Here is a 13,244-nt window from a genome sequence, read left to right on the forward strand (position 1 = left end):
ATACCGTGCGCCGCAAAGAGAACGCCGGCGCACCAGAAAACAGGTATAGAAAAACCGGCGGTTTCCGACCCGGCAATCGGATCGGAAACCGCCGGCTGCAAACATCCGTCAAGCGAGAAACAGGAGTTGCACCTGACGGAAAATCAGATCACATCATCGAACCGAAGTCCAAGGTGAAGCGGCTCAGCCGCGGTTGGAGATGTTGATGATGTTGTTGTGGCCCCAGCACTCCTCGTACTTCATGCCGGCGAGATCCTCGACGACCTTGCGGGTCTCCGGGGTGACGTCCGCCATCGAGCCGCCTTCGCGCAGACGCTTGGCCTCGGCCACGAGCACCTTGTGGTTCTCGTCGTTGAGGTGCATGCGGTAGGTGAGGAAGTTGCCAAGCAGGGCGAGGACCATCGGGGTGAGGCAGTACATGTACAGCAGGGCGTTCACGGCGCCGGCGGGCTGGCTGTCGGCGTTGGACTGGAAGCCGACGAGCTGCAGGACGATGCCGGTACCGGCCACGGCGAGGGCCTGGACGACGGTGGACAGCGTCTCGGTGATGCCGGCGTACTGGCCTTCGCGGCGCTTGCCGGTGACGATCTCGTCGACGTCCGGTACGAAGGCCTGGATGTACTGCTGCGCGTTGACGATGCCGGAGTTGCCCAGTCCGAACGCGGTGATGAGCACGGTGAAGCCGATGGCCAGCTGGGTGGCGTTGAAGTTGCCCTTGGTCAGGCCCATCACGAGGATGGCACCGAAGATTATGGTGGTGATGTAGCCGCCGGCGCGGTAGGTCTTCAGGCCGCCGACCTTGCTGGTGGCCCAGCCCCAGAAGGTGACGAACGCGATGCCGAAGACGAAGCTGATGCCGGTGGAGACGGACACGGCCTGCGGGTTGAGCAGCAGCACGAAGATGATGAAGTAGGAGTTCAGAACGCCGCGCACGTTGCGGAAGATGATCTGGGTGAGGAAGATCCACAGGTAGTTGCGGAACGTACGGATGCGGACGACGGAGACGAAGTTCCAGAAGACGGAGACGATCTGCTTGAAGAAGTTCGTCTTGCCCTTGGCGTCCTTGTCGGCGGCGGCGACGTCGGTGGACGGGTCGTACGGACGTTCCTTGATGGCGAACGCGGCGAGGATGAGCAGGATGGTGCCGGCGATCGCGTAGATCATGGCGATCTTGAAGTACGGGTCCCAGGTCTTGGTGCCCCAGATCTGGAACAGATAGGCGTTGAGCATGGACAGGCCGAAGGAGCCGATGGCGCCGCCGATCTGGCCGCCGACGACGAGCTGGGCGCGATCCTTGGAATCATCGGTCATTTCGGACGGCAGGGCGTAGTCGATGGTAGTGACGCCCGGCCAGACGGCGAAGTAGCCGACGTTGAACAGGATGTAGGCCCACACCGGCATGTTCGGCAGCCACAGCAGCACGTAGAACAGGAGGTTCAGCGGGGCGAGGATGAGCAGCATGGCGCGGCGGCGGCCGAGCTTGCGGCCGATGGCGGTGGAGTACATGCGGTCGGACAGCCATCCCCAGATCGGGGAGATGACCGCGCCGGCCCACTTGCCGAACGCGAGCATGGTGGTCACGACGCCGACGCCGATGGCCATGAAGGACGTGTAGTAGAACATCTGCCACGTGTTGACCATCGTGGACATGGTGAACGACAGGCCGAAGAACGCGTATGCGATTTTCGCCCACGAGGACAGGCGACCGGTCTTGGTCGCGCCGCTCGCTATTGAGGTGCTAGTCATTGCTGACCTCTTTCTTTTTCTCCGTTGCTTTCCGTCCAATGGGAACCGGCATGGCTTCGCCCGTATGACGAGTGCAGGCGTTGCGTTGCGCCGGTGACCGAACGATGCCGGCATCACTGCCCGTATCGTTCCGAATAAGTAATTCGATTGAGACGGCTTGAATTGTTGCAAGACTTAATGTAGCACAATCCGGAACCTTCCGGAAATCATCCGGGCCGTTCGGCGTGTCTCATCGATAAGATGACAAGGACCGAAAGACGACGAGACATGAAAAAGGCCCGCGATACCGTGGTATCGCGGACCCTACGATCAGGTACCGAGACGGTTCGATTCGTCAACGGGCGGTGGACTCGCCCTCCACAAGCTCATACCCGACGGTCATGCATTGACGGGCGGCCTTGTCGTCGGGATGCTCGATGCGGCGCATGAGCAGATCCATCGCCACACGCGCCATCGTCGAGAAGTCGGTACGCACCGACGTAAGCGACGGGCTGTAATACCGGCCTTCCAGCACACCGTCGAAACCCATCACCGCCACGTCGTCCGGCACCCGCACGCCACGCTCGTTCAGACCGCGGATCACGCCGAGCGCGATGCCGTCGCTCAAGCAGTACAGGCCATCGAACGGCATACCGGCATCGGCCAGTGCATGCCCGGTCTCGATGCCTCCCTGCCGCGACCACTGTGACCGCACAAACGAGTCGTCGTCGAACCGCAATCCGAGCTTGCGGCACTCGTCTCGAGCCGATTCGTAGCGCAAGTCTCGCGAACCGGGATACACCCCCGGTCCGCTGTTGTCACCGACCACGGCGATGCGCGTGCAGCCGCGTTCGGCCAAATGCCGGATCGCAGCACGCGAACCGGCGGCGCTGGACGCGTTCACGGTGTCGTACGGGCACTCATCGTCGTAATTTTCCAGCACTACGGTGGGATGCTCGCGCAACAGCCGTTCGACGTGCAGCGCGTTGGTGGCGATGATGCCGTCCGACATCGGGAACGGGATCTTCTGCTTCGCGTCGTCGCGCACGAACTTCGTCAGCTCGATCAACATGTACATGCCGCGACGGTTGATCTCCTCGGCGAAGTATGTGGCGACTTCCGCAAAGTAGCTGCCCTGGATGCCCGACGTCAGAAACGTGATGGTATTGCTGCGCCCTGAACGCAACGAACGCGCGGAAACATTGGGCTTGTAGCCCATCTGCTCGGCGATGGCGCGCACGCGCAGCATGGTCTTGGCGCTCACATCGCCTCCGCCGCGCAACGCGTCGGACGCGGTCGTTTTCGACACACCGGCCTTGGCGGCCACATCCTTGATCGTCACCATCGCATACACACCTTTCCTGTACATCACGATCTTCCTCGCATATTACCCGGTGCAACGCATATGTTCGAATCGTTCCGGACGCCAATCGGACAAGGCCGGCGACGGATCTGCGCAGCCGGCCGGCGACGGCGTCAGCGCACAGCCGGGATGTGTGCGGCGGGATGGTGCAGCGTCTCGCGCACGAGCGGCACGTAGTACCGTTCCACGGCCTCCGGGCTGGGATGCGTGCCGTTGCCGGCAACGATCGGCTCGCCGTCGGCGTCCACCTCGTCAAAGCTCAGCGTCTTGCCGATCTCGCGGTCGCGCGTATCGAGCGGCGAATCCTCGAACATGTTCGCCACCGGGATGCCGAGTTCGCCGCAGATACGCACGGCCGTGCCGTAGACGGCGACCTGCACGTCCCAGTCGCGCTTCCACAGGCGGTGCACGGTCACGTACACGACCAGCGCGTCCGGCCAACGCTTGCGGATCAGTTCCGCGGTCATGCGGAACATCTCGCCGAATCGGTCGATGTCGAGATCGGTGTGCACCGCGTCGTTGACGCCGCCGTCGAAGATGATCACGTCCGGATCGACGTGCTCGGCTGCGGCGTTCTTGACCTGGCGCAGGATGTGGTGCGTGGTGTCGTGGTACGGGGAGTCCGGTTCGGTGAAGTCGATGATGGTCGATCCGTTGACCGCATGGCACACGTAGTCCATGCCTTCCAGCTCGGCCACGCGCTTGGGGAACGTGAACTTGGGGTAGTAGTGGCCGTGGCAGATGCTGTCTCCGAAGGAGAACATGAGTTTGCCCTTGAACGCGCCTTTCGCTGATGTCGTTGTCCATTGCTGACCTTTCCGATGATCGGTGATGATTGATGATCGCCGGCCGACGGCGAACGTTCCAGCGGCGGAACGTCAGCGACGGACGATGCGATTCCGAGCGATTCGGAACGTGACGGATAATCTGAGGTGATTCCCATACACGCCGATGCGCAAATCATTGTAAAACGAAGTATTATGGTTTTCAAAATCCATCCGGAACGTTCCGCGTTTCGTTTGGCCGATACCTCATACAAGCACCACATCCATCCAACGAAGGACAGCGTCGATGAAGATCTACGAAAACTTGAGCACACCAGGCCATCGCGCGATCACGCCCGCCGCGCCCGTCATCGTCGACAGCGCCTACCGGCCGTCCGAACGCGACCCGCACGCCGAACGCACCTGGCGGCAGGTCACCCGAGCCGTACAGGATCTGCGGCAGGACATCGCCATGACCACCGGCTCAATCGACTGGCATACGGTGCAGCAGCTGTTCGCCGACGATCCACAGGCCCAGGCCGATCGTCTCGCCGCAGCCGATCCGTCCGCGACACCGGCCCTGATCCGGCTCGACTCGCCAGAATCGGCACTGCGCCAATTCGGAGGCGACGCCCCGATCGATCGCGCCATCATCGTCGGTACCATCGGCCGCAGCGCGATCATCGACACGATCACCGCCAACGGTCGACTCGACGAATCCGAACAGATCGCCGACCGGCAGGAAGCGTTCGCGCTCAAGGAAGTCGATGATCCGATCCCCGGCGTCGCGCACGCGATCGTCATTGCCGGCAGCGACGCCCGCGGCACGATCTACGGCATCTACGCACTGTCCGAACGCATCGGCATCTCCCCGTGGTTCTGGTGGGGCGACGTACCGGTCGACGTACGCCCGATCATCGACGCGAACTACACGCACGCCTGCGTTGAACTCGGTCCGGCCGTGCCGTACCGCGGATTCTTCATCAACGACGAGGACTGGTCAATGGTCCGCTGGAACCGCAAGAAGTTCCCGAACCCGCAGATCGCGCCCGAAGTCAACTACTACCGCCACGTCTTCGAACTGCTGCTACGGCTGCGCGGCAACCTGCTGTGGCCGGCCATGCACCCCGAATCGGTCGCGTTCAACACGGCAACAGGAGAAGACGGCGTGCCGGTCAACGCGCGCGAAGCGGAACGGTACGGCGTCATCATGGGCACGCACCACTGCGAGATCCTGCTGCGCAACAACGAGGGCGAGTGGGACCAGTGGTACGCCGAGCACCACGAGCAGTACCACATGCGCGGCGCGTCCGTGCGCGAATCGTACGATTTCACGCTCAACCGCGAGGCGCTGCTCGCCTACTGGCGCGAGCGGCTGGAGACGAACAAGTCATGCGAGTGCTCACTGACCGTGGGCATCCGCGGCGTGCACGACGGCCGCTTCAACGTGGCCGAGCTCGACCGCTACCCGGGAGATACGACCGAGGAGAAGGAGGTCGCGTTCATGAAGGACGTGATCGCGGCCCAACGCGCGCTCATCGAGGAGGTGTACGGGCCGGCTGAGGCCGCGCGCATCCCGCAAGTGCTCATCACCTACAAGGAGATGAACGACGTGTACAACCACGGTCTGAGTCGGGTGCTGGAACAGCCGGAATACCGCAACATCACGCTGATGTGGCCGGACGACGACTACGGGTTTCTGCGGCAGGTGCCGACCGTTGCGGAGGCGGCGCGCGAGGGCGGCGCGGGCGTGTACTACCACAATTCGTATGTGGGCCGGCCGACGAACAACACCTGGCTCAACAGTTCGCAGCTGCCGCTGATGACCGAGCAAATGCGCCGCGCGTGGAACACCGGCATGCGCAGGCAGTGGGTCATCAACGTGGGCGACATCAAGCTGAGCGACATGTCGACCGAGTATTTTCTGCGGCTCGGCTGGAATCCGGACGCGTGCACGGCCGAGTCGATCGGCGCCGATTTCGTGCGCATGTTCGCGCGGCGCGATTGGGGCGCGGACAAGGCGACCGCGGCAGAACTGGCCGACTGCTTCGACGAGTTCAGCCAGCTGATCGCGATTCGCCAGCCCGGGTTCAATCTCGCCAGTCTGAATCCGGAAGGCGTGGCCGCCGGGATCGATCTGGAGGAGTTCGCGTTCAATCCGTCCTCCTTCGGCGACGAAGCGCAACGCTGGCTCGACCGGTGTGCCGCGCTGACCTCGCGCGTGCGACGCGTGGCAGACGCGCTGCCGGACGCGCGACGCACGGCGTTCTTCGAGCAGTGGTATTACGCGGTGCTGTCGCAGTCCGATACAGCGGCCGAGTACGTGAACTTTTGGGAGGCGTGGGCCGCGTTCCACGACGGACGAATTGGCGATGCACGGCGGTACATCGCATTGTCGAAGGCGGCCCGCGATGCGATCATCGCGCGCAACGACGAGCTGGATGCGATCAACGACGGCAAATGGGCGGGATTCATCAAGTACGACACGCACTTGGGCGACGATCATGATCTGATCGAAGATGACCAGTATCCGAACGTCGAGATGGACGACGGTGATTCCGACGGTGTCGAGGACACCATCGGCGGGATCACTGCGACAAGCAACGACTCAGCCAGGCCAGCCGGCGTCCCGGCCGAGCCAGTCGGCGCGGCACCGTCCGAATCCGCACCGCTCGGATTCGTCGCGACCGACGGCATCGTCGCATGCGAGGCCGAGCATCCGACCCGCATCATCCCCGGCATGGACGGCTCGTATTGGGCGCCGATTGCGAACGAGGGCCAGCATGGCGACACGATGAAGGCGTTCCCGGACCGTGGCATCAGCCGCCCCGGCGAAGGCGCGACGCTCGAATATCAGGTATGGTTCGAGCGGTCCGGCACCGTGCGCGGCACCATCAACCGTCTGCCTACGTTCAACGAGGGAGTCGAGGACGACGGCACGCCGCGCGGTTGCCGTCTGGCCGTGCACGTCAACGGCGACGAGCCGATCGTGCTGGCTGGCAACAACGCGTGGGGCGAGTCGCGCAACCGCCATTCGCTGACCACCGTGTGGGAGCGCAACATCATCCGTGGCTACGAGCCGCTGCAGTTCGAAGCCACGGTGCATGCCGGCTGGAACACGCTCGCTATCGAACGCGTCGACGCATCCGTCGTCATCGACCGCATCGTGCTCGCCGCCAAACCGCTGCCGCGATCCTTCTACGGTCCTGACGAATCCCGTCGCATCTCCGTATCTTATCGATGAGATACACTATATCACAACGATTCCGCCCCGCCTCTAGTTCAAGGACGAACCAATCATGACTGACATCACCGAATATATCGATCAGGACTACGCCGGCAACGGCCGGCAATCACAGAAACTGTATCTTGCCATACCGGCCGGCGCGTCAGCCGGCCATCCCGTTCCCGTCGTGATCTACATCCATGGCGGAGGCTGGATCGGCGGCACCTTCGCACCCGGTTCCACCGGACTGGCGACCGGCCGCGACGACACGAACGCGTTCCTCGAAGCCGGATATGCGGTCGCGGTCATCAACTATCGACTCTCGACCGAGGCGCGATGGCCGGCGCAGATCCATGACTGCAAGGCCGCGGTGCGCTTCCTGCGAGCGCACGCGGGGGAGTACGGCATCGATCCAGATCGGATCGTGGCGTGGGGCGCGTCGGCCGGAGCGCATCTCGCACAGTTCCTCGGATTCACGAACGGCGATGCGCGGTACGACGACCCGGCATCGGCCGCATCCGGCGTCTCCAGCGACGTGAATCTCGTGATCGCGGCGTTCGGCATCAGTGACATCAGCCGGTGGGTGCTTCCCGGACCGCGTTATGACGAGGTCGAGGACTACAAGACGAAACTGCTCGGCGCCGGGTATACGCAGGAGGCCGCGCATGACGCCAGTCCGATCGACCACGTGCACGCCGGCATGGCGCCGATGCTGCTGGCTCACGCCGACGACGATGCGCTCGTGCCGTGCGACCAGACGCATTGGCTGGAGGCCGCGATCCACGAGGTCGGCGGCGGCGCATCGATCGAGACCTGGTATCCGCACACCGGCGGCCACGGCGATCCGCGCGTCTGGCGCGCACCGGAAGCCACCGACCGGTTCATCGACTTCTGCGACCGTCACCTGCGGTAGCCGTCGAGCCACCACGAATACTTTCTGCCGCCACTGCCGCAAACCGCAAACCGTCACCATGCGCGCGCGATCACGAGCGCGCACTCAGTGACATTGGGACATCCCGTCCATCGGAACAGCGTGAGCCGCGTTCCGGACAATCGTTTGCCGAAACACGGTCTCGCACTGCTCTCACACTGTGTCCGGATGCGGTCATGCCGCCTTGTGCAGGGCATTGATCACGTTGTTGTGGCCCCAGCATTGCTCATAGGGCATGCCGGTCAGGCTTTCGACCAGGGCGCGCGTCTCGTCCGTCACGTCGGCCATCGAACCGCCCTCGCGCAACCGCGCGATCTCGGCCAGCAGCAGCCCGTGGTTCTCCTTGTTGAGCTTGAGCCGGTAGGTGAAGAGTATGCCGAGCAGACACAGCATGATCGGAGCAAGGCAGTACATGACCGTGATGGCCGTCATCGTGCCGGCCGGCTGTGTCTGCGCGCCCTCGATGAAACCGGTCGCCTGCAAGACCCAGCCGATGAGCACCGTCTCGACCGCGGCGAAGATGTCGTCAATGGTTGCGTTGACGGACGCGTACTGTCCTTCACGCCGCTTGGATGTGATGATTTCATCCACGTCGGGAATGAACGTGTACGTGTACTGCGTCGCGTTCACCACGCCCGTGATGCCGAAGTTCATGAACAGGCCGAGCACGATGAACGCGACGGCCTTGGCGCCGGACGACAGTTGGGACGAGAACATGGCCAGCATGAACAGCGACAGGAACACGCCGATCACCTCGAAGCCGCCGATCCGGTAGGCGCGCGGGCCGCCGACTTTCGCGGTAAGCCACATGAAGAACGTGAGGCACGCGATGCCGAACATGGTGTTCACGCCGGTGGCGAGCGAGACGGTCTGCGGATCGAGCAGCAGCACGAAGATCACGAAATACGTGTTGATGGTGCCGCGGATGGCGCGAAAACACTGTTCGGACAGATACAGGCCGAGATAGTTGCGGAATTCCCGCACCCGCATCACGGACACGAAATTCCAGATCATCGAGACGATGCGCTGCCAGATCGGCAGTTTGTCACCCGTCGTCCCGCCATCGGCTTCGGACACGTCGGTCGACTCGTCGTATGGCCGCTCCTTGATGGTGAAGAAGCCGACGACGAGCACGCCCACACCGATAGCACCGTAGATCATGGCCATCTTGAAGTACGAGGTCCACGTGTCCTTGCCCCAGAGGATGAACAGGTACACGTTGAACAACGACAGGAACGTGCTGCCGATCGCGCCGGCGATCTGGTTGATGCCGACGAGCTGCGCGCGTTGGCTGGAGTCCTCGGTCATTTCGGACGGCAGACCGTACTGGATCGTAGTCAGGCCGGCGAGGAAGACCCAGTACAGCAGACTGGAGGTGAAGTATGCGGCGACCGGCAGCCCCGGAATCCACATGATGGCGTAGAACAGCGCGTTGAGCGGCACGGCGATCAGCATGATGGACCGGCGGCGGCCGATGCGGCGGCCAATCCTGGTGGCGTACATGCGGTCGGACAGATATCCCCAGACCGGGCCGATCACCGAGGCGATGATCTTGCCAGCGGCGATGAGCGCCGTGGTGGCGGCGACCGGGATGCCGAGGAATGTGGTGAAGTAGAACAGCTGCCATGTACCGATCATGGTCTGCATGACGTATGACAGCGAGAACGTGGAGTAGCCGAGCTTGGCTTTCCACGACAGTGGCGGCAGCACATCCTGCCGATGATTGCGTTGAGACATCATTGTCCTTTCCTGAATACTCGATACACCCCACAATATCCGGTTCGTTCCGGATTTACAAATCGTCTACATTCCAGTCAATTAACGAACTTTTATACCGCAAAAACTATGGTAATCTGTATTACAAGCAGGAACGTTCCGACATATATCGGCCGTCATATCCATGTCATCGCCGGTCATATTACAGTGCTCGCGCCGGCGGCAAAACATGGCATGGCGACGCGGGGCGATCACCGCGGCCATAAGCTCGATGGGCGAGCGTACAGGGAGGCAAATCGGTCATGATCAACGTGCTGTGCTTCGGCGATTCCAATACGAACGGTTCGAATCCGGCGGGCGGCCGCCATCCGCGCGACGTGCGCTGGACCGGCCGCCTGCAGCGGCTGCTCGGCGACGACTGGTATGTGATCGAGGAGGGGCTCGGCGGGCGCACCACCGTGTTCGACAATCCGATCGAACCGCATCGCAACGGACTTGCGGCGCTGCCGGGCGCGCTCATCACGCACCGGCCGCTCGACTACGTGATCATCAGCCTCGGCACGAACGACATGAAGGCCATGTTCCACGCGGACGCGCGCGTGATCGCGGCCGGACTCGACATGCTCGTCCACGAGGTGAAGATCACCGACAACCGCGGGGCGCCGGCGCCGCGCATCGTCGTCGTCTCGCCGATTTATATCAAGCCCGGCATTTCGACCAGCGGGTTCATCGGCTTCGACGAGGGCGCGGTCGAACTGTCGCACCAGCTGTCGGGGGAGTACCGGCGCGTGGCCGAACGGCAGGGATGCCTGTTCCTCGACGCCGCGCAGGTCGCCGAGCCGAGCGATCTCGACCAGCTGCACATGGACGGCGAGAACCACGCCAAATTCGCCGACGCGATGGCCGCGCTGCTGCGCGAGGATTGGGCGGCGCGTCACTGAACCTCGCCGACGCGATCACCGTCACCATGTTCGAACGATCATGATATGGACGCGAACATAGTGACGGTTACGACCGCCAAACAACGCATGAGGCCTCGTTCCGGGCAGGCGTAATCCCGGAACGAGGCCTCATGCGTTGTTTGGTGTTCAGTTATGAAGGGAAGCCGCGGGAGCAGGAGAGATTGGATGGAAGAAAGACCACTCCCGCAGCGAGCTCAGCGAGCCGAGATCATCAGCCCTTGTGGGTCGCGTTGATCACGTTGTTGTGGCCCCAGCACTGCTCGTACGGGATGCCGGCGAGATCCTCGACGACCTTGCGGGTCTCATCGGTGACGTCGGCCATCGAACCACCGTTGCGCAGGCGGGCAGACTCGGCGACGAGGATGTCGTGGGTCTTCTCGTTGAGGTGCATGCGGTAGGTCAGCAGGATGCCGACGAGGGCGAGCACGACCACGGTGCCGCAGTACATGTAGAGCAGCACGTTGACGACGGTCGCGGACTGGGTCTTGACGTCGGCGCCGGACTGGAAGCCGACGGCCTGCAGGATGACGCCCACGAGGATGGTGACCACGGTGTTGACGATGACCTCGAGCGTGGACTGGATGCCGGCGTACTGGCCTTCACGGCGCTTGCCGGTGACCAGCTCGTCGACGTCCGGGACGAAGGACTGCACGTAGGTCTGCGCGTTCACGATGCCGGAGTTGCCGAGCGTGAACAGCGTGATCAGGATGGTGAAGACCAGCGTGACGGTCGCCTTCGGCAGGGAGGAGACGTTCAGCGCGAGGATGTAGATGCCGACGAACAGCGCGATGGTGAACCAGGAGCCGATGCGGTAGGCGCGCATGCCGCCGAGCTTGGTGATGATCGTCGCCCAGATGACGACGCAGACCATGCCGAACAGGAAGCTGAAGCCGGTGGACAAGGAGACCTCGGCCGGGGTCAGCAGCAGCACGAACATGATGAAGTAGGCGTTGATCTGGCCGCGGACGGTACGGAAGGTCATCTGCGACAGGAAGATGCCGAGGTAGTTGCGGAAGGTCTTGATGCGCAGCACCGAGAGGAAGTTCCAGAAGACGGAGACGAGGCGGCCGAAGAAGCCGACCTTCTCGGCGTTGCCCTTGTCGGCGGAGGAGATGTCGGTGGTCTCGTCGTACGGACGCTCCTTGATGCACAGCGCGCCGATGACGAGCAGCGCGGTGCCGAGCACGGCGTAGATCATGGCGATCTTGAAGTACGGCTGCCAACCGTCGGCGCCCCAGATCTTGAACAGGTAGGCGTTGACCATGGAGAGGGCGAAGCCGCCGACGCCGCCGCCGATCTGCTGGACGGCCACGAGCTGGGCGCGATCCTTGGAATCATCGGTCATTTCGGAAGGCAGCGAGTAGACGACGGTGTTGATGCCCGGGTAGACGCCGTAGTAGATGACGTTGATAACCAGGTAGTACCACACCGGCATGTTCGGAACCCACAGCAGCACGTAGAAGATGAGGTTCAGCGGTGCGGCGATGAGCAGCGTGCCCTTACGACGGCCGACCTTGCGGCCGAAGGAGGTGGAGTACATACGGTCGGAGATGTAGCCCCAGATCGGCGTGATGAAACCGCCGATGGCCTTGCCGACCGCGAGCATCGTGGTGACGATGCCGATGGAGATGGCGAGCGGCTGGGTGTAGTAGATCATCTGCCAGGTCATGACCATGGTGGTCATGGTGAACGACAGCGGCAGCAGCGCGTAGGTGAACTTGGTCACCCACGTCAGCTTGCGGCCGACTGCGGGAGTCGAACTGGACATTTCGTGTTCTCCTGTTTCTCTGCGGAAAATCGCGCGCGGCAAGGTCACGGGCTGTTTGCGGTGCGGCGTGATCTTTGGTTGCGGGTGGACTGCTCCGTCCGTTTCCACGTTCCCCCGCAGAGTCTTATCGTTGAGATTCTGCGGTTCGATTTCCCTTACTTGATGTTTGCAAAACCTACCTTACCACAAATCTCATCGATAAGATTATTTTTGCGATTCCGGCGTGTCGCAAACGTTACCGATACGTCTGCAACCGCAGAAGTCGCTTCTACACAATGAGGCTCGACGCCTTATGACGCCGAGCCTCATTCATCAAAAATCAGGGCAGTGAATACCCCGGCGACATGCTCCACGAGAAAAAGTCTATGTTGCGCACCATAAATACCCGTGGTGGTACAGCCTGTCACCGCTCTTATTATGACACAGTTCCTCCCATTTTTCACATGCGCAACCGACCGCAACCGCACATTCCAGTATTCTGAGACACATCTCTTCGACTCCGTTGGTACCGGACGAAAGGAGAACGGTGCACACCGAAAACCATCAAAAATCAATAGTGATAAGGAGGAATCCCATGGGTTCCAAAGAACGCAAGCCGAATAACGGCAATTCCGAAATGTTCCCCGTCATTGCGGCGGCATCGTCTGTCGCCTTGGCCGGTCAAATATCGCCAACGCTGGCATGGGTCACTTACGTGGCCGTTCTGGTATACGCTGCGGTAACTGATCGAAGCAACAAGCGGAAGTAACCGAACGGTTTCTTTACGTTCCCCAGCCTCCGCTGGGGGAC

Annotated in this window: 9 protein-coding genes; 4 read left to right on the forward strand and 5 right to left on the reverse strand. The window is 62.2% G+C overall.

Annotation, left to right across the window (positions count from 1 at the left end):
• Window positions 1–183 precede the first annotated feature (183 nt).
• The 3 genes from GFD25_RS05890 to GFD25_RS05900 all read right to left on the reverse strand — a co-directional run bounded on the left by GFD25_RS05890 (window position 184) and on the right by GFD25_RS05900 (window position 3,852).
• Entirely contained in the window at window positions 184–1,746 is a 1,563-nt protein-coding gene (locus GFD25_RS05890; protein ID WP_163230887.1) for an MFS transporter, read from the reverse strand.
• Window positions 1,747–2,080: 334 nt separating this feature from the next.
• A complete protein-coding gene (locus GFD25_RS05895) occupies window positions 2,081–3,094 on the reverse strand; it encodes a LacI family DNA-binding transcriptional regulator (RefSeq protein ID WP_239512429.1) in 1,014 nt (337 codons plus the stop codon).
• A gap of 107 nt (window positions 3,095–3,201) precedes the next feature.
• Window positions 3,202–3,852, reverse strand: a complete 651-nt coding sequence (locus tag GFD25_RS05900; RefSeq protein ID WP_163230889.1) for an SGNH/GDSL hydrolase family protein — start codon at window positions 3,850–3,852, stop codon at window positions 3,202–3,204.
• Window positions 3,853–4,159: 307 nt separating this feature from the next.
• On the opposite strand from GFD25_RS05900, the gene GFD25_RS05905 reads away from it, so the two are divergent.
• The gene (locus tag GFD25_RS05905) at window positions 4,160–7,096 is read left to right on the forward strand and encodes a glycosyl hydrolase 115 family protein (protein WP_163230891.1); all 2,937 of its coding nucleotides are present in this window, start codon (window positions 4,160–4,162) and stop codon (window positions 7,094–7,096) included.
• 55 nt (window positions 7,097–7,151) lie between these two features.
• On the forward strand, window positions 7,152–7,991 hold the full coding sequence (locus GFD25_RS05910) for an alpha/beta hydrolase (RefSeq protein ID WP_163230893.1): 840 nt from the start codon (window positions 7,152–7,154) through the stop codon (window positions 7,989–7,991).
• 192 nt (window positions 7,992–8,183) lie between these two features.
• Here the strand turns inward: GFD25_RS05910 and GFD25_RS05915 are convergent, their stop codons facing one another.
• Window positions 8,184–9,746, reverse strand: a complete 1,563-nt coding sequence (locus GFD25_RS05915) for an MFS transporter (RefSeq protein ID WP_163230895.1) — start codon at window positions 9,744–9,746, stop codon at window positions 8,184–8,186.
• A gap of 281 nt (window positions 9,747–10,027) precedes the next feature.
• On the opposite strand from GFD25_RS05915, the gene GFD25_RS05920 reads away from it, so the two are divergent.
• Window positions 10,028–10,666, forward strand: coding sequence for an SGNH/GDSL hydrolase family protein (locus GFD25_RS05920; RefSeq protein ID WP_163230897.1), 639 nt, complete (start codon window positions 10,028–10,030; stop codon window positions 10,664–10,666).
• A gap of 232 nt (window positions 10,667–10,898) precedes the next feature.
• Here GFD25_RS05920 and GFD25_RS05925 read toward each other — a convergent pair whose 3' ends face one another.
• Complete coding sequence (locus GFD25_RS05925) at window positions 10,899–12,455, reverse strand: MFS transporter (protein ID WP_163230899.1); 1,557 nt, start codon at window positions 12,453–12,455, stop codon at window positions 10,899–10,901.
• A gap of 574 nt (window positions 12,456–13,029) precedes the next feature.
• Between GFD25_RS05925 and GFD25_RS05930 the strand changes: the two genes are divergently transcribed.
• Window positions 13,030–13,203 carry a hypothetical protein gene (locus GFD25_RS05930; RefSeq protein ID WP_163230901.1) on the forward strand — a complete coding sequence of 58 codons (174 nt, stop codon included), beginning with the start codon at window positions 13,030–13,032 and terminating at the stop codon, window positions 13,201–13,203.
• Window positions 13,204–13,244 lie beyond the last annotated feature (41 nt).

It is taken from the genome of Bifidobacterium aerophilum (genome assembly GCF_010667685.1).
Classification (GTDB): domain Bacteria; phylum Actinomycetota; class Actinomycetes; order Actinomycetales; family Bifidobacteriaceae; genus Bifidobacterium; species Bifidobacterium aerophilum.